Origin of the sequence: Kribbella sp. NPDC049174, from assembly GCF_043197365.1 — a bacterium.
Taxonomy (GTDB): domain Bacteria; phylum Actinomycetota; class Actinomycetes; order Propionibacteriales; family Kribbellaceae; genus Kribbella.
The window spans coordinates 407155-427013 of record NZ_JBICSZ010000005.1 but is presented as its reverse complement, the minus strand read 5'-3'; the positions used below and the strand labels follow the sequence as shown (position 1 = coordinate 427013).

At 68.2% G+C, this 19859-nt stretch carries 15 protein-coding genes; 7 read left to right on the top strand and 8 right to left on the bottom strand.

Annotation, left to right across the window (positions count from 1 at the left end):
- Nucleotides 1-108: 108 nt before the first annotated feature.
- Together ACGFIF_RS27065 and ACGFIF_RS27060 are read left to right on the top strand one after the other, a co-directional pair.
- Nucleotides 109-1281: an NAD(P)/FAD-dependent oxidoreductase gene (locus ACGFIF_RS27065; protein WP_393158250.1), complete on the top strand. Its 1173-nt coding sequence runs from the start codon at nt 109-111 to the stop codon at nt 1279-1281.
- A 13-nt stretch (nt 1282-1294) separates the two neighbouring features.
- A complete protein-coding gene (locus ACGFIF_RS27060; protein WP_393158248.1) occupies nt 1295-1861 on the top strand; it encodes an OsmC family protein in 567 nt (188 codons plus the stop codon).
- Between the two features lie 44 nt (nt 1862-1905).
- Here the strand turns inward: ACGFIF_RS27060 and ACGFIF_RS27055 are convergent, their stop codons facing one another.
- Both ACGFIF_RS27055 and ACGFIF_RS27050 read right to left on the bottom strand, forming a co-directional pair.
- A complete protein-coding gene (locus ACGFIF_RS27055) occupies nt 1906-3450 on the bottom strand; it encodes an alpha/beta fold hydrolase (protein ID WP_393158247.1) in 1545 nt (514 codons plus the stop codon).
- Between the two features lie 21 nt (nt 3451-3471).
- Nucleotides 3472-5274: a bifunctional metallophosphatase/5'-nucleotidase gene (locus tag ACGFIF_RS27050; protein WP_393158246.1), complete on the bottom strand. Its 1803-nt coding sequence runs from the start codon at nt 5272-5274 to the stop codon at nt 3472-3474.
- A gap of 226 nt (nt 5275-5500) precedes the next feature.
- Here ACGFIF_RS27050 and ACGFIF_RS27045 point away from each other — a divergent pair, with 226 nt between their 5' ends.
- Entirely contained in the window at nt 5501-7099 is a 1599-nt protein-coding gene (locus tag ACGFIF_RS27045; protein ID WP_393158244.1) for a beta-N-acetylhexosaminidase, read from the top strand.
- 54 nt (nt 7100-7153) lie between these two features.
- On the opposite strand, the gene ACGFIF_RS27040 is transcribed toward ACGFIF_RS27045, so the two are convergent.
- The 5 genes from ACGFIF_RS27040 to ACGFIF_RS27020 form a co-directional block, all read right to left on the bottom strand.
- On the bottom strand, nt 7154-9238 hold the full coding sequence (locus ACGFIF_RS27040; protein ID WP_393158242.1) for an NPCBM/NEW2 domain-containing protein: 2085 nt from the start codon (nt 9236-9238) through the stop codon (nt 7154-7156).
- 32 nt (nt 9239-9270) lie between these two features.
- Complete coding sequence (locus ACGFIF_RS27035; RefSeq protein ID WP_393158241.1) at nt 9271-11253, bottom strand: alpha-galactosidase; 1983 nt, start codon at nt 11251-11253, stop codon at nt 9271-9273.
- On the bottom strand, nt 11250-12071 hold the full coding sequence (locus tag ACGFIF_RS27030) for a carbohydrate ABC transporter permease (RefSeq protein WP_393158239.1): 822 nt from the start codon (nt 12069-12071) through the stop codon (nt 11250-11252). Before ACGFIF_RS27030 ends, ACGFIF_RS27035 begins: the two co-directional genes overlap by 4 nt.
- The gene (locus ACGFIF_RS27025) at nt 12068-12898 is read right to left on the bottom strand and encodes a carbohydrate ABC transporter permease (RefSeq protein ID WP_393158238.1); all 831 of its coding nucleotides are present in this window, start codon (nt 12896-12898) and stop codon (nt 12068-12070) included. The genes ACGFIF_RS27030 and ACGFIF_RS27025 overlap by 4 nt, the downstream gene beginning before the upstream one ends.
- Nucleotides 12899-13008: 110 nt before the next feature.
- A complete protein-coding gene (locus ACGFIF_RS27020) occupies nt 13009-14292 on the bottom strand; it encodes an ABC transporter substrate-binding protein (RefSeq protein ID WP_393158236.1) in 1284 nt (427 codons plus the stop codon).
- 204 nt (nt 14293-14496) lie between these two features.
- On the opposite strand from ACGFIF_RS27020, the gene ACGFIF_RS27015 reads away from it, so the two are divergent.
- The 4 genes from ACGFIF_RS27015 to ACGFIF_RS27000 are packed head-to-tail and all read left to right on the top strand — an operon-like array spanning nt 14497 to nt 17940.
- The gene (locus ACGFIF_RS27015) at nt 14497-15219 is read left to right on the top strand and encodes an SDR family NAD(P)-dependent oxidoreductase (RefSeq protein WP_393158234.1); all 723 of its coding nucleotides are present in this window, start codon (nt 14497-14499) and stop codon (nt 15217-15219) included.
- On the top strand, nt 15216-15977 hold the full coding sequence (locus ACGFIF_RS27010) for a FadR/GntR family transcriptional regulator (RefSeq protein ID WP_393158233.1): 762 nt from the start codon (nt 15216-15218) through the stop codon (nt 15975-15977). Before ACGFIF_RS27015 ends, ACGFIF_RS27010 begins: the two co-directional genes overlap by 4 nt.
- Nucleotides 15974-17119, top strand: coding sequence for a galactonate dehydratase (gene dgoD, locus ACGFIF_RS27005; protein WP_393158231.1), 1146 nt, complete (start codon nt 15974-15976; stop codon nt 17117-17119). The genes ACGFIF_RS27010 and dgoD overlap by 4 nt, the downstream gene beginning before the upstream one ends.
- A 20-nt stretch (nt 17120-17139) precedes the next feature.
- Nucleotides 17140-17940 (top strand): hypothetical protein, encoded by an 801-nt coding sequence (locus ACGFIF_RS27000; RefSeq protein WP_393158230.1) that lies wholly within the window; start codon nt 17140-17142, stop codon nt 17938-17940.
- Between the two features lie 5 nt (nt 17941-17945).
- Here ACGFIF_RS27000 and ACGFIF_RS26995 read toward each other — a convergent pair whose 3' ends face one another.
- Nucleotides 17946-19769 (bottom strand): exo-alpha-sialidase, encoded by a 1824-nt coding sequence (locus ACGFIF_RS26995; RefSeq protein WP_393158229.1) that lies wholly within the window; start codon nt 19767-19769, stop codon nt 17946-17948.
- Between the last annotated feature and the right edge of the window lie 90 nt (nt 19770-19859).

Below are 19859 nucleotides of genomic sequence, written 5' to 3'. Positions count from 1 at the left end.
GGATTCGTGGAGATCGCGCCTCCATCCGGCCTCCACCTCGCCTCCAAGCTTGACGCTGCGCGCAGGTCGCAGAGTCGTCTCATCGACGACTGGAGTGGGGGGCGGATCATGGACGACGTTGTCGTGGTCGGGGCGCGGTGTGCCGGAGCTGCCACCGCGATGTTGCTGGCGCGGATGGGCCACGACGTCGTGATGGTGGACAAGGCGCGACTGCCGAGCGACACCCTGTCGACGCACGGGCTCATTCGCGGCGGTGTGGTCCAGTTGTCCCGCTGGGGACTGCTCGATCGCGTCCTCGCGAGCGGCGCGCCGGCGGTCACACAGGTGCTGTTCGATCGCGAAGGCGAGACGAAGGTACGGCGGATCAAGCCACGCGCCGGCGTGGACCTGCTGGTCGCGCCACGCCGCCAGGTGCTCGACAGCCTGCTCGCCGATGCCGCGCAGGAGTCGGGCGCGACGCTTCGGACCGGCGTGACCGCGACCGACCTGCTGCGGTCGGATGACGGGCGGGTCACCGGCATCGTCGGCCGGTCCGCGAACGGTGACCGCGTCGAGTTCCCCGCCCGCATCGTCGTCGGCGCGGATGGTCGCCGGTCGCGCATGGCCGAGCACTTCGGCGCCGAGACGCTGGAGCAGTTCACCTCGCCGTCCGCGGCCTTCTACACGTACGTGACCGGTCTAGCCCCGGACACCTACGAGTTCCATCTTGCGCCGGATGTGTTCGCCGGTGTCTTCCCGACGAATGACGGCGAGGCGTGCGTCTGGCTGATCCGGCCGACTTCGCTGCTGGAGCCGATCAGTACGGCGGGCGCCCGTCGCACCGCCGCCTTCGTCGATCAGCTCGAACTGCTCGTGCCCAACCTCGGCCACCGGGTCCGGACCGACCGGATCACCGCACCGCTGCGCGGGGCCGCCGAGCTGCCGAACTTCCGTCGTCAGTCCCACGGCCCGGGGTGGGCGCTCGTCGGCGACGCCGGCCACCACCGGGATCCGATCACCGGGCATGGCATCACCGATGCCTTCCGCGATGCGGAGCTGCTGGCGACCGCGATCGACCACAGTCTCCGCGACGCGACCGTCGAGCCGGCCGCGATGGCGTCGTACCAGGAGATCCGGGACGCGATGGCGGGCGAGGTGTTCGACCTGACCCGCGCGTTGACCGGCTTCCCACCACCGGAGCGCTTCGTCGAACTGCAGATCCAGCTCAGCGAGGCACTCGAATACGAGGCCGACCAACTGGCCTCGTTTCCCGGCCGTGAGGCCGTCAGCCACGCCGCTTGAAAGGAACAGCACGATGACCACCACCACCGAGAACCGCCGCAACGGCGTCGACACCGCGACCCTGTTCGCCACCCTCGACGCGGTCAAGGCACAGCCCGAACTCGCCCGCTTCCAGTTCCGTGCCAGCAACCGCTGGATCAGCGGCACCCACAATCGCGGCACGATCAGCGGGTTCTACGGCGCCGGGCAGGAACAGACGCGCGAGGCAGACTTCGCGTTCGACGCCGACCACCCGCCGGTACTGGTCGGCAACGACAACGGGCCCACCCCGGCCGAGCACCTGCTGCACGCACTGGCCGCCTGCCTCACCAGCGGACTGGCGAACATCGCCGCCGCTCGGGGGATCGACCTCGAGGAGGTCACGTCGACGGTCGAGGGCGACATCAACCTGATGGGCATCCTCGGACTCGACCCGGACGTGCGGAACGGGTACGAGGCGATCCGCGTGGTCTTCCACGTCAAGGGCGATGCCGAGGCCGAGAAGCTGGCGGCCCTGGTCGCGCAGTCGAGCAAGCGCTCGGCGGTGTACGACGTGATCACTCACGGCGTCCCGGTGTCGATCGACGTCGCGACCGCCTGATCATTCCCAACCGGCCGGTCTGCCCGACCCGGGCAGTCCGGCCATCACTGTGCGGCGACCGCCCGGAAGATCGGTTCGGCGCCGTCGATCGCTTCGATCACGACACCCGAGCCGGCCAGCAGGTCACGCACGCCCGGAGTGATCCACAGCGAACCGGGCGCGGCCTGGTCGGCGAGGGCGATGGCGGCCTGGACGCCGTACGCGTCGAGCTCGGCTGCGTCCCGCGGTACTTCCGCGATCGCGACGCCGAGCCTGTCGACGCCATGCAGGAGCGCGAGTCCGGCCCGCACCGCAGTGGCGGGACCGTCGAAGACAACCACCGTCCGGCCACCCGGGCCCGAGCATCGGCGCCCACCCGCCGCGGCCAGACTCGATGCCAGTTCCCCTGCTCCCGGTCCGGTCGGCGCAGTCACGGCCGCCAAGGCCAGTGGGCGGTCCGCCGGACTCGGCAGCTCCCGCACGAACCGCTCGATCGGGTCGAGGATCTGGTCCGGGTTCCCCGAGACGAAGTGATCGGCACCCTCGAGCAGTTCCAGCTGTGCGCCCGGAATCCGTTCGGCGATGAAGTGGGCACCGCCGACATCGATGAGCGCGTCGCCGACCCGATGGAGCACCAGTGTCGGTACCCGTACCGCGGGCAAGGCGTCCCGCACGTCCACCTGCGCGTTCATGTCCAGCAGCGCCCGCACGGTGGACGGGGTCGCGGATGCTCGCATCCGCTGAGCCCACCACCGCTGCATCGGTACGTCGGCCGACGGGCAGCGCAGCCGCATGTCCGCCTCCCAGTCCCACCGGTTCACCAGCTGATCGGTGTAGGTCCGCCACACCTCCTGGGTCTGCGCCCAGGGATAGTCCTTCGTCCAGACTCGTTTGGCGTAGCTGCCGTACAGGACCAGCCCCGTGACCCGCTCCGGATGTGTCGCCGCACAGAGGATCGCCATCGGCCCGCCCTCGGAGTACCCGACCAGGACCGCCCGGCGCGATCCGACCGCGTCCATGACGGCGAGTACGTCGTGCATCCGGGTCTCGAGATCCGGCAGACCGGACGGCCGGTCCGACATCCCGGTACCGCGTTTGTCGAACCGGATCAGCCGGCCGTACGACCCGAGCCGGTGCAGGAAGTGGGCGTGCCGTGGATCGGCCCAGTCCAGCTCGAGGTGCGACACGAACCCGGAGATCAGCACGATGTCGAGGTCACCGCCACCGGTCACCTGGTACGCGATGTGGAGGCCGTCGCTGACGGTGTAGCGGATCGGCTCGACCGGTCGAGGCTCGGACCGCGCCTCGACCGGTGCGACGAACCGGTAGCCCCGGCCGTGCAGCGTCCGGATCATCCGCTGACTGTGACCGTCGTCCCCGAGCGCCCGCCGTACCTGCTTGATCCGGCTGGTGACGGCCGTCTCGCTGACGAAGCGGCCGCCCCAGACACCGTCCATCAGTTCCTCTTTCGCAACCACCCGGTCACGGTGCGAGACCAGATACGCGAGCACATCGAACGCCTGCGGCTCCAACGGCACCGGGATCCCGGCCCGGCGAACCTCGAACAACGCCGGGTCGAACTCCAGATCCCCATCGAACGCGAGCACCACAGCTCGACTATGCCACCGCGGCTACCCCTTCTGAACCACTCGCGTGAGAGGTGCTGGGGTGATGGTCCGGTGGGTTCTGAGGTACGACGCGAAGGTTTCGTGGTCGGTGTTGTTGCGGACGGGGTTGGTGTAGCTCTTGAAGGCCGAGTAGCCGTCCGCGCCGATCACGGTGTAGGCCAGCGCGGCGACCCGGTAGGTCTTGGCCGGGTCCAGTGCGGCGCCGTCGATTTTCACGTCGGCCGGGTCGACCTTCTGACCCACCGGCTTGGCTACGTCGAAGGCGTAGGCGACATTGCCCGACACCGCGAGCGGCACGAACCTCACCGTGCCGTCGGCCTGCGTCTGCCACTGCTGCTCGAGTACGGCGTCCAGCTGCGCACCGGTGAGGCTCACCGTCAGCACCGGGTTGCCGTAGCCGTACGCGTCCCAGGACTCACCGAGCAGCACCCGCCCGTCCGCGTCACCCGGCTTGTTGCTGTTGGCAACCAGGAGGTCGCCGCGCAGCGCCGTGGATCCGGTTGCCGGCTTGGCGGCGATGATGCCGAGGTCGGCGGTCCCGTTCTGGCGAGCGGTCCACAGGTGGACGTCGGCCGCGAGATCGGCCATTGTGCTCTCGCCGACCGCGTTCGCCGTGCGGGTGAAGTCACCGGTGATGGTCGCGACGGGCTCGGCGTACTTCCGGTTGCCGGCCGCGGTCCAGTAGTCGACGATCCGCTGGATCTCCGGATCGGGCGTAACGTCGCGGGTGACCGCGTGGTTGGTCGACGTGGTCCGGTCGCGGAGGACCTCACCGGTGTTGCGGTCGAGCTGCACGTTGATCTCGTTGATCAGGCGGCCGTGGTTCGCCGCCTCGACGACCGGGCGCGGATTGCCGGCCGGGTCCGGGATGCTGCAGTTGAACGCGGCGTGCCAGTGGCCGGTCACGATCGCGTCGATCTGCGGGGTCACCTTGCGGGCCAGTTCGATCGCGGGACCGCTCGGGTTGACACAGTTGTCGTACGTCGCCGAACCGTCCGTACCGCCGTCGTGCATGTTGAGCACGATCGCCTTCACGCCACGCCTGGTCAGCTCGGCCGCGGCGGCGTTGGCCGACTCGACCGGGTCGAGCGCCTTCAGGTCGGGCTGGAACGACGTGGAGCCGACGGGAGTGTCGGGAACGGTCAGACCGATGAAGCCGATCGGGTACGCGCGGCCGTGGTCCCGGACCCAGCGGATCGTGTACGGCGCCACGATCGTGCGACCCTTGGCATCGACGATGTTGGCCGACTGGAAGGTGAAGTCGGCACCGTGGAAGCGGCGGCCGGTCGAGTCGGTGAAGCAACTGTCCACACCGACCGTGCCGAAGCACTTGCCGCGGGCCATGTGGTCGACCAGGAAGCTCTGCGACACGTCCAGTTCGTGGTTGCCGACACTGGAGAACTCGACACCGAGCGCGTTCAGCACCTCGATCGTCGGCTCGTCCGCATGCGCGTCCACCTCGAACGGCCAGCCGGAGAAGCTGTCGCCGTCGGCGAAGAAGATCGAGTTCTGCTTCCCGGCCCGGATGGTCTTCAGGTGGGTGGCCAGGTACGCCGCTCCGCCGACGACCTGAGCTTTGCCGTCGGGACCGGCGATGGTGCCGCCGTCCGCGGGCGACGGTGGGCGCAGGTAGCCGTGGAAATCGGTGATCGAGACGAGCTGCACGGGCACCGAGGTGGCAGTGGCATCCGGTACCGATGTGGTCACGGCCTCGGCGGCCGAGGTCAGGGCCGCGGGGGCCAGGCCGGTGGTCAGGATCGCCGCGAGCGCCGCGGCGATCGTGCGGGCGGGGCGGTCTCTGCGCACAATTGTCTCCTCAACTGTCTGAGCAAGCACTTTCCGACAGAATGAGACTGCCTTACGATGAACACGAAGTCACTACCGAACGGCGAGTCGCCGAATCCGGAAAGAAACCAACCTTCCGGTTCTGAGACCGCACCTGCCCGCCGCTGTCGAGATCTGATCAAATACCAACGTGGTGGCCGGTGGTCCCGCGAAGCCTCCGGCCACCACCCCGCCCGACTGGAGCCTGATGAACCTTCCAGTGATCCCCGCCCCCGCGACGGCCTCTGCTCACGACGGGACGCTGATCGTCGGGAACGCTCTCGGAGTCGTCGTCCAGTCGCCCGAGCTCGCCGATGTCGCGGCGCGATTCGTCGAGGACGTCCGGCTCGACGCCGGTATCGCGCTCTCGCTCGGGTCCGCCGGAATCACGCTGCTGATCGACGGCGACGGCATCGATGACGTCGCACCCGCCGCAGGCCTTCGGGCCGATGGTCAGGCGATGGCCGACGAACGGTACGGACTGGAGATCACCGGCGACGGCGTACGCGTCTGGGGCCGGACCGCGGAGGCGGTGCACCGCGGGCTCACCTCGCTCCGGCAGCTCATCACGACCCACGCCCAGGACGGCACCGCGGCGTTGCCGATCACCCGCATCGTCGACGGGCCTCGCTTCGCATGGCGAGGGCTGTCGCTCGACGTCGTCCGCACCTTCCATGCTCCGGACGTCGTACGCCGAGTCATCGACATGTGCTCGCTGTACAAGCTGAACGTGTTGCACCTGCACCTGACCGACGACCAGGGCTGGCGGGTCGAGGTGCCCGCACGGCCCGCGCTCACCGAGGTCGGCGCTCGCGGTGCGATCGGGAATCGTCCCGGCGGCTACTACACGCAGGCCGACCTTGGCGAGCTTGTCGCGTACGCCGCCGATCGCTTCGTCACCGTGGTGCCGGAGATCGACATGCCCGGCCATACGTCGGCGGTCTTCCGCGCCTGTCCCGAGCTCGCGCCCGACGAGATCCGCACGATCGAACTCGGCAACGGCGCGAGCCTCCAGCTCAGCACCCTCGACCCGGATCGCGCCGAGACGTGGTCGTTCGTCGAGGATGTCCTCGACGCCGTCATCCCGCAGTTCCCGCAGAGCGCCTACCTCCACATCGGCGGCGACGAGGCCTGGGGCATGTCCGACGAGGCTCACGCCGCCTTCGTCGAACGCGCCGCCGCGCTCGTCCGTGCCCGCGGGAAGCGAGTGGTCGGCTGGCAGGAGATCGCTCGCGCCTCGATCAACTCCGACGACGTGGTGCAGTACTGGATCGACATCGCCGAATCGGCGGACGGCGATGCTGCGAGCTCGATGCTGCCGCCGGATCTGCTGCCGATCCTCGTCGAAGGCCTGCGGAAGGCGAAGCACGACGCCCCGAAGGCACTCGCCCAGGGAGCACGGCTACTCGTCTCACCGACCACCTGGCTGTACTTCGACCGTCCGCACGCCGACGCGTCATCCGATCCGGAGCAGGAGGTGGCACGCAAGCGGGTCGGCCTGCCGTTCTACCCGGCGGCGTCGATTCGCGACGGCATCGACTGGGACCCGGTCGAGAACACGCCGGGCGTGCAGACGGAGCAGCAGATCGCCGGCGTCGAAGCGGCTGTCTGGTGCGAAACCATCGCGAACTCCGACGAGCTCGAGTTCATGCTCCTCCCCCGCCTCGCCGGTGCCGCGGAGAAGGCCTGGACCCGCCAGACCTCCACCGACTGGCCCGACTACGCCGCCCGCCTGGGCCGCCAGTCCCCGACCTGGAAGCACCGTGGCTGGACCTGGTTCCAGTCGGTGGAGATCAACTGGGCTTGACCAAACACACCGAAGGGGCAGACCGGTCAGCGGCCTGCCCCTTCGGTCACGGACTCAACAGGTCGCGGTCGGCGCGGCCCAGTCTGCCCGGTCGTTGTACCCGCCGTCACCCGCGTCGCCGACGAAGAGGTCGAGGACGCGGACGCCGGTGAGATCGACATCGACCGGCTTCGGGCGGTCCCGATCGACCACGCCGCTGTCGTACAGAACCTTGCCGTCACCGATCACCTGGAACGTCGCGGTACCGCCTTCCGGCCCGACGTTCCGCACCGCATCGTCGATACCGACGGTCCCGGTCAGCCGCGTGCAGGCCTTGCCCAGGTAGTAGCGGACGGTCGACGGCGAGGCGACACCGATACCGGTCGGGTACGTCGTTCCGACCAGGCTGATCGGGGATCCGCCACCGACGCTCTCGTCCACGGTCGGCGACATCCAGCCGCTGGTCGCGCTGATCCAGTCGTGGTGCGACAGCGCGACCGTTCCGTCCGGCGGCTCCGGTGCGACCACGACCGGTGACACGGTCGTCTGCCGCTGGACGCCGTACCCGAGGGTCTCGTACGACGTCGACGCGGTCAGGCTCGCGGATCCGGGTGCGGCGCCGGCAGGCAGCTTCACGGTGAAGGCGAAGGTCGCCTGCTTGCCGCCGAGCAGGTACGTCGGTGCCTTGGTCAACGACTTCACGGTCCACCCGGTGCCACCGGCAACCGTCACCGCGGGCTTGAACACGGGCAGCAGTCCATCGTTGCGGACCGCGACCTGAACGGTCAGTTCGTCGCCACCGGCAACCACCGGCGCGACACCCTCGGGCTGCGCGTCGGTGCCGACCATGGTCACCTGCGGAATGCCCGCGGTCACGTGCGGGATACCCGGTACGCCGGTGGCCGGCTGCACCCGGAAGAGCGCCGTACCGTGGGCCGGGACCGCCGCGCTGATCGTGCCGGCGCTCTCGGTGACGGCGTTCGTCCAGGCGTTCTTGAGCGTGAACCGTGCACCCGACAGGCCGACTGCGGCAGCCGTCGTGGTCACTGTCTTCGCACTGTCACCGCGGTTCAGGAGTACGACGGCGCGCCCGCCGTCCGCGAGTCGCTTGACCCACGTCTCCGTCGTACCGGCCGCACCGACCCGAACAGCCTGGACCGGGGCCCGATCCTGGTTGATCGCGATCACGTCGGGATCGGTCAGGGTGGCGATCGAGGTCGCGCTCAACTTGCGGACGTCGCTGCCGATGACGAGCGGTGCCGCGGCCACGGCCCACAGCGTGAACTGGCTGCGGAACTCCTCGTCCGACATGCCGAGCTCAGGACCGAGGTAGTCGGGGTCGCTGAACGCACCCGGCTTCACGACCTCGGGGTGACGCGCGTTGGCGTCGTAGTTGCGCAGTACGTCCTTGAACTTGATGTCAGCGAGGAACCCGACGTCGGTGTAGGTCCGCCACGACTGCGCGATCCCGGGCGCGTACGACCACGAGTTGATCGACTGCTGGGACTCCGGGTAGTTGCCCCAGTCCGGCGAGGTGACCGGGTTGCACAGGTTGAAGATCATCGGCCGGTGGCTCGCGTTGTTCCGCAGAGCCTGGGCGAACTCGGTGAACACGGTCTTCGGGTCGAGGTCCGCCGCGATGCCGCAGAGGTAGTCGACCTTGACCGCGTCGAAGCCCCAGGCCGCGAACTGGTCCGCGTCGCGCTGGTAGTAGCCGCCGCTGCCGAGCCCGCACTTGCCCGGGATGTACGGACCGGCGTCGGTGTAGATGCCGGCCTTCAGCCCCTTGCTGTGGATGTAGTCGACGAGCGGCTTCAGCCCGTTCGGGAACTTGGCCGGGTTCGGCTGCAGGTCACCGGCCTCACTCCGCGGTACGTCGGCCTGCCAGCCACCGTCGAGCCAGACGATGTCGTAACCGGCCTTCGCCAGCCCGCGGCTCACCATCGAGTCGGCCACCGACTTGACCGAGTCCTCGGTGAAGTCGCCGGCGAGACCGTAGTACGTGTTCCAGCCCATGTACGGCGTCGGGCTGAGCACGTCGGCCTGTTGCGTCGTGCCGGTTGTCGTCGCGATGGTTCTTGCGTTGGCCGGCGTCGTGCTGGTGGCGAGTGCGGCGGTCACCAGGGCGGCCGCGATCACCCCGCCGAGAAGTCGCTTCATCTGTTGTCCTTTGCTGCCGTTGAGCGGAACGGTCAGTCGAGTGCTTCGACGACCAGGCAGTTCGAGTCGGTCGAGCCGTCCCAGCGGACGCCGACCTGCAGCAGATAGCTGCCCGAGTGGATCTCGTTGCCCACCCGGTAGTTCGTCGCGGGATCCAGCTGGACGAGCGGCACGCGGCGCGGCCTGGTCGGCAACGTCCCGCGCACGTTGCCGTCACCCGTCTCCCACAGAAAGACCACGGACCGGTCGGCGCCGACGTACTGGATTCCGGCACCCAGGTCGTGGACGTTGCCGTTGACAACCACGTCGCGGATCGTCTTGTACTGCGCGATGTGGTGCTGCGCCGTCTTGAGCTGGTCGTCGGACCACCGCGACAGGTCGGCGCCGATCCCGAGCACACCCGACATCGCCACGTGGAACCGGAAGTCGAGTGACCGCTCGCGGCCGTCATGGGTACCGACGGCGTCGGTCACCCACGAGCTCATCAGGTGCGGCGCGTAGCCGGTCAGGAAACCCCGCTGGATCCTGAGCCGATCCAGCGGGGCCGTGTTGTCACTCGGCCAGAGCGTATCGACCCGGGCGGCCATCCCGAGGTCGACGCGTGCGCCACCGCCCGCGCAGCCCTCGACGTACACGTCGGGATGCTCGGCCCGCAGCCGGTCGAGGATCGTGTACAGGTTGGCGACGACACGACCGTCGAGGTCGCGTCGCTGGTCGCCGGCGTCGAGCCGCGGCCGGTTGGCATCCCACTTCAGATAGCTGATCCGGTACGACGACAGCAGCCGGTCGAGCGTTTCCCAGACGAACTCGGCGACATCGTCACGGCTCAGATCGAGCAGGAGCTGGTTGCGAACCTCGACCGGCTCGCGACCGTCGGTGCGCAGAATCCAGTCCGGATGCTCGGCCGCCGGCGTCGACCCCGGGCTGACCGACTCCGGCTCGACCCACAACCCGAAGTCCAGCCCGATCTCGTCGAGTTGCGCGATGAACGTGTCGAGCCCGTCCGGGAACTTGGCCGGATCGACGTCCCAGTCGCCGAGCCCGTGGCGGTCATCGGTCCGCCCGGTGAACCAGCCGTCGTCCACCACGAACGTCTCCACACCGATGGCCGCGGCCCGCCTCGCGAGCTCCAGTTGGTGCTCCGCGCGGACGTCGAACTCGGTCGCGAACCAGGAGTTATAGAGAACCTTCGGAGGACGTCGCCGGGAGAACGACCGCTGGTAGTCGTGGAAGACGCGCGCCAGGCCTTCGGACCCCTCGGAGCTGTAGGCCCCGACGGCCTTCGGCGAGACCCACGACTCCCCCGGCGCCAGGCGGAGTCCGAGGGCGGACGGAGCCCGACCGGCCTGGATTCGCGTCTGCCCGGTGGTGTCCACCTCGGCCGACATCTCCCACGACCCGGTCCACGCCAGTTGGACGCCGTACCCGTCGACCGACAGGAACGGTGAGTAGGAGTGTCCGGTGATGCCTTGCGCGCTGCCGATCGTGAATCGTCCGCGCTCGATCGTCACCTCGGCCTGCTGGAACTCGCTGTTCCACTCACCCCAGAGATAGCGGATCGGTCCGCGAGCGGGGATCACGAACGCCGCCGAGTCGTGCCGGTGCAGGGTGAGCTCCTCGGTGCTGTCGTTGTGCACCGACACCCACCGCTCCACCACATCCCCCACCATCCGGTAGTGCAGCACCAGCCACACTGCCCGCACCTCGTCCTTGAATTCCAGCTGCAGCTCATCCCCCGACTGCACACCGGCGAACGTCGGCCGCAGTTCGTCGGATCCGTCCGGACCACTCAGCACCAGCTCGACCGGAGCGCCGTACCGGACACCTCGTACCGCGTACTCGAGCGGTTCGACGTCCGCCCGCGGGAGGAAGTGCTCGGTGCCGACCGGGCCAACGGTCGACGGCCCATCGGCCACCGCATGCGGGCCCCAGGCAACCAGCTCGGCCCACCGACCGCGCTCCGGCACACCGACGACATACGACGTACTTGCACCGCGCAACGTCCAGGTCTTCACTTGACGGCTCCGATCGCCAGACCGCCGACGAAGTGCTTCTGGAACCGGAGGAAGACGGCGACGGTCGGGACCGCGGCGATGACAGTACCGGCTGCGATCACGTTCCAGGACGACACGAACAGACCCTGCAGACCGAGCAGCGCCGGCGTGACCGGCATCTTCTCGCCCGAGCGGATCACCGTGATCGACCAGAGCAGATCGTTGAAGATCCAGGTGAACGACAGCGCACCGAGCGCGGCCATCGCCGGCCGGGTCAGCGGCAGGATCACACTCGCGTAGATCTTCCCCGGCCCCGCCCCGTCGATCGTCGCCGCCTCCTGGATCTCCCGCGGCAGATCCCGCATGAACCCGTGCAACACGAACGTGTAGAACCCGAGACCGAACCCGACGTGCACGGCGATCAATGCGACGAGGGTGTCGTAGTACCCGATCAGTTCCACGAACCGCGAGATCGGGATCAGCAGGATCTGCGGCGGCAGCAGGTTCCCCATCAACATCAGCAGCAGCACGGTCCGCCGGAACGGAATGTTGTACCGCGCCAGCCCGTACGCCGCGATCGACGCGAGACCGAGACTCAGGATCACCGCCGGGATCGTCACCAGGAGACTGTTGATCAAGGCCCGGAACTCGTCCGCGTCCTCCCACGCCGACTTGTACGTCGAGAACGTGAACGAATGCGGTAACGACCCGAGCCCGTTCGCCGCGACGTCGTCGAAGCTGCGGAACGAGATCACGATCACCCAGAGGATCGGCGCCACCCACAGGAAGGAGACCAGCCCCATCGCCACGTGGTAGCCGGAGGTCTTGAGGCGATTCATGTCTCCTCCCGGAAGGCACGGATCAGGTAGCCGAGGATCACGGCCAGTGCGAGCAGGAAGATCACCACGGCCAGCGCGGACGCGTACCCCAGCTGGGTGGACTGGAACGCGGTCGAGTACATGTAGGTGCTGAGCAGCTCGGACGAGTGGTACGGGCCGCCCTTCGTCATCGACCAGACGATGTCGAACGACCGGAGCGAGTCGATCACGATCACCGACAGCACGACCGAGTTCACGCCCTTGAGCTGCGGGATGGTCACGTACAAGGTCCGCTGCCAGGCACTCGCGCCGTCGACCTTCGCCGCTTCGTAGAGCGCGGGGTCGACCGCCTTCAGACCGGCCAGGTACAGCACCATCACGTAGCCGATCTGACGCCACAGGGCCGGCACGATCACGGCGTACAGGGCGGTGTCGGGGTCGGCGAGCCACGGCCGGATGAAGTCACCCAGGCCGACGGTCCGCAGGACGGTGTCGACCAGGCCGTCCGGCTGGTAGAAGACCCGCCAGATCAGCGCGGTGACGACCAGCGAGAAGACGACCGGTGTGAACAGGGCGGCGCGATAGATGCCGACGCCGCGGCGTTCCCGCTGCAGCAGCAACGCCATCCCGAACCCGCCGAGCACACTCAGCCCGCCGAACAGCACCAGCCAGATCGCGGTGTTCTTCAGCGCGGTCCGGAAGATCGGATCCGACACCATGTCCGCGAAGTTCCCGAAGCCGACGAACGTCGGCGCCGACAACCCGTCCCAGTTGGTCAACGCCAACCAGAACCCCTGCAGCGCCGGCCAGAAGACCCACACCGCCTCGACCGCGAACGGCACGAACACGAACACGAGGATGAGCGGCGAAACGCGTCGCGGTCCGCTTCTCCGCGTCCGGCGAGGTCCGGCAGCCGGGCCGTTACCGGTCCGGCTGCGCGGCTCCACTGTTGTAGCGGTCACGCCTTGAAGACCTTCTCGGCCGCTGTCTGCCAGGTCTTGAGGATCTGGTCGATCTGGTCCGGCTTGTCCAGGAACTTGGTCAGGGCGGCGTCCGCGGTCGGCTGCAGCGCGTCACTCGAGTCGCGGTTGAAGAACTGGGTCAGCTCTGCCGCGCTCTCGATCATCGCCTTGCCCTTCTTCACCAGCGGCGTGTCCGCGGCCTTCCCGTCCGGGTTGGCCGGGATCGCCGTACCGGAGGAGTTCTGCACGTAGATCTCCTGCGCCTCGGCGGTCGCCAGCCAGGTCATGAACTTCTTCACCGCCTCCGGGTCCTGCGCCTTCTTCGACGCGAAGTACCCGTCCGTCGGGGCCTCCTCGGCGACCGGTACGGCGGGATCGATGATCGGGAACTGGAAGAAGTCGATGTCGTCCAGGGCGTCCTTCGGCGCGGAGTCGGCGAAGAACGTGCCGATCAGGAACATCCCGGTCTTGCCGGCCAGCAGCGCCGACGTCGCCTCCTGGAACGGGAACGACTTGCCCTTCGGGTCGAAGTACGGCAGCACCTCGCGCCACTTGGTGAAGACGGCCTTCACCTTCGGGTCGTCGAAGCGGCCCTCGCCGGCCAGCAGCTGCCGGTGGAACGGCGCGCCGTTGATCCGGATGTTCAGGTAGTCGAACCAGGCCGACGCGACCCACGGCGTGTCACCGAGGCCGATACCGATCGGCGGGATCCCCTTGCCCTGGATCGTCTTGCAGACCTGCAGGAACTCGTCCCACGTCTTCGGGGGCGTGACGCCCCACTTGGCGAAGTTCGACTTCCGGTAGAACATGCCCCACCAGTAGTAGCTGGTCGGGACGAAGATCTTCTGGCCGTTGCTGCTGGTGGACAGCGTCTGCATCGACTGCGGGTAGTTCTTCAGCCCGTCCCAGACGCTGGTGACGTCGAGCAGCAGGTCCTTCTTCGCGTACGAGTCCGCGACCGAACCGGCGTACCAGGTGTAGACGTCCGGCGGGTTCGCCGAGGTGAGGTACGTCGGCAGCTGGGTCCGGAAGATCTCCGACGCGACCGTGTTCAGCTTGACCTGGGACCCGCCGGTCTTGTTGTACGCGGCAACGACTTTCTCCATCGCGGCCTTCGCCTGCTCACTGGAGAGGTTCGATTGCAGCGCGAGCTCACCAGTCGCCGCACTGCCGCTGCCGGGACTCTTCGTCGAGGTCGCACAGCCGGGCACCAGGGCGGCTGCCCCGAGTACTCCGAGCCCCTTGAGGAACGTCCGCCGATCTGCTGCCAGACCCGTCATGCCAACTCCTGAAATCGCCTCGCCGGCTGTACCGGTCGAGTGAGTGGTGTGTTGCGGACGATCTTGCGATGAGCGCTCGCAGGTGTCAATATTAATTCGTAAATTACGAGCAAATCGCTTGACCGCGACCTTGGCGTCACGGTCAACTGGTGCCTCGTTCATCGGTGCAGGTCCGTTGGGCCTGGTTGGTCGGAGGAGGCGCGGGTGCGGTTGGCGGGGCGGGTGATCGTGGTGACCGGGGCCGCGTCCGGCATCGGTGCGGCCTGTGCGGAGCGGCTGCTGGCCGAAGGTGCTTCGGTGGTGCAAGTCGACGTACAGCCGTGCAAGGAGGTGCCGGGCCGGGCGATCGCCGTACTGGGTGATGTCGCGGCGCCGGACACCTGGGCCGAGGTGCGGTCACGCGGCCGCGACGAGCTCGGCCCGATCGACGGACTCGTCAGCAACGCGGTCTTCGTCGACGTGAAACCGGCCCACGAACTGCCACCTCCGTCCTGGCAACGGCAGCTCGACGTCAACCTGACCGCAGCCTTCCTCGGCTTCCAGACCTTGTACGACGACCTCGCTGCCGGCGCCGGCTCCGTCGTACTGGTGTCGTCGGTGCACGCGCTGGTCGGCCTCCCGGGGCACCCTGCCTACGCGGCGACCAAGGGCGCCCTGGTTGCGCTCGGACGCCAGCTCGCCGTCGAGTACGGCGGCTCCATCCGGGTGAACACTGTGCTGCCTGGCCCGATCGAGACCGCGATGTGGGACCGTGTCGATGCCGAAGGCCGTGAACAGAGTGCGAAGGCCACGGCGATCGGCCGGCTCGGGCGGCCGGACGAGGTGGCACAAGTGGCGGCATTCCTCTTGTCGGAGGAAGCGTCGTACGTGACCGCCGCCAGTCTGGTGGTCGACGGTGGTTGGTCCGCGGTGAAGGACTCGGCATGAGGGAGAGCAGTGTGACGGGGATTCAGCGCGGCGTGACGCGAGGACTGCATGGACAGATCGTGCAGGTGATGGCGCAGCGCATCCTGTCCGGGCAGATCCCGGAGGGCGCGACCATCAACGTGCCCGACTTGCAGGCCGATCTCGGCGTCAGCCTGACCGCGGTCCGCGAGGCGTTGAAGGTACTGACCGCGAAAGGGCTCGTCGACGCGCGGCAGAAGCGCGGGACCTTCGTTCGGCCGCGGTCGGACTGGAACCTGCTCGACGCGGACATGATCCGCTGGCACTTCGCCGACGACGTACGGCCGGAACTGCTCGAGGAACTGCACGAGGTGCGCGGGATCGTCGAGCCGGCCGCCGCCCGGCTGGCCGCGTTGCGTGCGGAGCCGTCGCACCTCGATGCGCTGGACGCGGCGATGACCGCGATGGAATCGGCCACGGACGACCATGCGGCGGTGGCGGCGGACCTGGCCTTCCACCGGGCGTTGCTGGCGGCAACGGGGAACGAGCTGCTGACCAAGATGGAAGTGATCATGGAGACCGGGCTCGCCGACCGCGACCGGCTGGTCCACAAGGTGAAGCCTTCGGATGACCCGGTGCAGAGTCACCGGCGAGTGCTGGATGCCATCCGTTCCGGCGACCCGGCTGCGGCTGAATCGGCGATGCGTGAACTGCTGGCGAAGGCTGCCGAGGACTTGACCGAGGTCCGCGGGACCTCCGGGCGCGCCGCCTCCCCGCGGCAGGGTCGGCGTCGCTCGTGAAGATCGAGAGGATCGAGACGTTCCTGGTTCCGCCGCGCTGGTTGTTCTGCCGGGTCGAGACGAGCGACGGCGTCGTCGGCTGGGGTGAACCCGTGGTCGAAGGACGGGCCGAGGTCGTCCGGACCGCGATCGAGACGTTGTCGGAGTACCTGATCGGCCAGGACCCGTTGCAGATCGAGCGCCACTGGCAGGTGCTGTCGAAGGGCGGCTTCTACCGCGGCGGACCGGTCTTGAGCAGCGCGGTCGCCGGACTCGACCATGCACTGTGGGATATCGCCGGCAAGGTGTACGGCGCTCCGATCGCCTCGCTGCTCGGTGGACGGGTGCGCGATCGGGTCCGTGTCTACGCCTGGGTCGGCGGTGACGAGCCGGCCGCGGTGGCGGACCAGGTCGCCGAGCAGGTCGAGGCGGGGATGACCGCGGTCAAGATGAACGGCAGCGGGCGGATCCAGCCGTCGCCGTCAGTTGCCGAGATCAACGACATCGTGTCCCGGCTGAGCGCGGCGCGGAGCGCTCTCGGTGACAACCGTGATGTCGCCATCGATCTGCACGGCCGGGTTGGGGTTGCCGGTGCGCGGCGGATCCTGCGCGCCGTCGAGGAGTTGCAGCCGTTCTTCGTGGAAGAACCGGTGCTGCCGGAGCACATGGTGCACCTGTCCGAGGTGGTCGGTGCGTCGACTGTGCCGGTCGCGCTTGGCGAGCGGCTCTACCATCGCGCTGATTTCGTGGCTCCGCTGAACGCGGGTGTGGCGGTTGTCCAGCCGGACGTGTCGCACGCGGGTGGGATCTCGGAGCTTCGCCGGATCGCGGTTCTCGCCGACACGCATGGTGCGATGCTGGCGCCGCATTGTCCGCTGGGTCCGATCTCGCTCGCGGCGAGTCTGCAGGTCGCGTTTGCCACGCCGAACTTTCTGATCCAGGAGCAGAGCCGGGGAATCCACTACAACCAGGCGAGCGACCTCACGTCGTACGTGACGGACCCGACGCCGTACACCTGGGTCAACGGTCACGCCGAGTGGAATCCCCTGCCAGGCTTGGGAATCACAGTCGACGAGACCGCGGTCCGCGCCGCCGACAAGACCGGCCACACCTGGCGCAACCCCGTCTGGACCCACGAAGACGGCTCCTTCGCCGAATGGTAAGCGGTTCTGGAGGTGCGCAGGTGACGGCTTCTGGAGGTTCGGCGGTGACCGTCGACGCGGCCGACGGCGGCCGCTGGACCTCGTTGCTGCTCGCCGGCTGTGAGTGGCTCTGGCCCGGGCCGGGCTTGATGTCCGGTCCGCGCACAGGCACATCGAAGTTTGTCGACGCCGGCGGCCTGGACGAATGCTTCCCTACCGTCCGCGGTACACCAGACCACGGCGGCCTCTGGAACCAACCGTGGGACGGCTCCGTCACCTACGCCGACACTCAACTGACCCGCACATTCACCTCCGGCCCTGACACCGTCACAGCCGACTACCACCTGCAGGCCCCACCGGGCTTCCGCTTCATCTGGGCGGCCCACGCGTTGCTGGACTGCGCGGTCGGGGCACGGCTATCCGCACCCGACGGCGCGGTCTGCCGCCTCTACCCCGAAGCCGCGCCATACCTGACTGCCCCTTGGCCGGCTGACGCCCCCTGGATCGAGACCACTTGGCCGACACCACTCGACCTGAGCACCTACGGTCCCTCCGATGGCACCGCCGTCGGCGCCGTCCTGGTCGACTGCCCCACCGTGTCCGTGTCTGACCGTGGCGCCATCCTGACTTTCGAGCTGATTTGCCCAGGGCAACCAGTCTCGACCGCGCTCTGGCGCAACCAGGCCGGCTTCCCGGACGAAGCGCCGTACCGGAGCCTCGGTGTGGAGCCGATGCTCGGCCGTGTCTTCGACCTCGCGGAAGCCGGCCCGGGCGACGCGGCCGTCGTACCGGCGAGCGGTGAACTGGCCTGGCGGTTGACCGTCGCCGCCAGGCCGGTCTGATGCTGCTATCCGAGCGGCAGATCGAGTACGACGTTCGCCACCGCGGTGCTGTTCGTCGTACGGATGCTGTTGAGCTCGGTTGCGGTCAACGCCCGCTTGTAGATCCGGACCTCGTCCATCGAGCCGTCGAAGTGATGCGCGCCGTCGAGCCGCTGGCCGACGTACATCTTGAACGGCCGCGCCGGACTGACCGATCCGGCGGGTGCGGTGACGCTGGCGGCCTGGACTCCGTCGACCCAGATCGACAGCGTGCCGGCCTTCCGCTGGAGTGCGACATGGTGCCAGGCGTTGTCGTTGTAGGCCTTGGTCGTGGCGACGGACGCGGTGTTGCCGTTGGTTGTGATCAAACCGCGGATGCGACTGTCCGCCGGTTCGGCTCGCAGCCAGAACTGGGAGAACTCGTTGATGTTGTAGCCCCAGAAGATGGCCTGGTTCGCCGTACTCGCGCCGTACTTGATCCACGCCATCGCGGTAAAGTCCCCGGCGCCGACCGCCAGCGACTCCGCGAACGGCAACTGGATCGCGTCGTCGACCCCGTCGAGGTCCCGGGCCTGCCCGAACTTCCCGGCGACCGCGGTCGTCCCGCCGCGCAGGTAGCTGTCGTTGCCGAGCCCGGAGACGTCAGGCGTCGTCGTACCGAGCGGCGCGTCCGGGTGGCCGATGTCGGTCTCGGTGAACCGCGCGAACCGGATCTGATCACGCGCGTCCACCGTGCCGCCTTCGTACAGCAGCCCGATCTCGCCGGTGTCGAGGATCGCCAGGTCGGAGTACCCGGACCAGTCACTGGTGATCCTGGTGCCGTCGGCAACGGACTGCCAGGTCTTGCCCTCGTCGAAACTCGACCGGATCGTCATGTACCGGCGCCGCTCCGGATCGGCCGGCGCGGCGAACAGGATGCGGTTGTACTTGTCACCGCGATCCACCGCTCTGAGGCGTTGCAGCGAACTCTGCACGACCGGCGTGGTCAGCCCGGAGATCGTCGCGTACGGCGCCGCGTAGGTCTGACCACCGTCGTTGCTGACCGCGAACATCCGGCTGGCACCAGCCGCACCGCCGTTGTTGCGGGCAACAGCATAGATGCCGCCGTCAACCTTCTCGACGACACTGATCTCCTGCGGTACCGCGCCGTCCGTCCTGACATCCGTCGCACCCTTGTGCCACGTCTCGCCGTGGTCGTCGCTGTAGACGAGCTGTCCGGCCTGGCCACCTGCGCCGTTGTCGTAGTTCGTACCTGCCACCAGTCGGCCTGCATGCGCACCCCGAGTCAGTTGAATGCCATGCACCGGGCCGGTCGCGTACCAACCCCAGGCCGGATCGTCGATTTGATCACCGATATTTCTCGCCGTACTCCAGGTCCTGCCGTCATCATCACTGACCTGCACGTACGGCGTCCTGGGTCTCGTCGTCGTCCCCGGATCCATCGTGCTCAGCAGGACGATCCGCCCGGTCTCGTAGTCGACGATCGGCGCCGGGTTCCCCCTGGTCGCAACCGCGCTCGGATCGGAGTCGGTCCCGGACAGCACCGTCTGGGTCGCCGACCAGGTCCGCCCGTCGTCGTCGGACCGGCGCATCACCAGGTCGATCTCCTGCGAGTCCCCACACCAGGCCCGCCGAGCCTCCGCGAACGCCAGCAAGGCTCCGCTCTTGGTGCGAACGATGGCCGGGATCCGATAGCACCCGTACCCGGCATCGCCCTTGTTGAAGAGCACAGTCTGGGTGATCGCGGCCGGCTCGAAGTCTTGCCGAGCATCAGTTGGGGGCCGAGCAGCCGCCGGCGTGGCGGGTACCAGGAGCGCAAGGGCGACAACGAGTGGAAGACGTCTGGGCATGAGCGGATGCCTCCTAATGAACAGAAAGTAAACAACAGGGCGGGCTGTCCATTCCGTAACTTATCCACCCATCGACTGTCCGAAACCGAC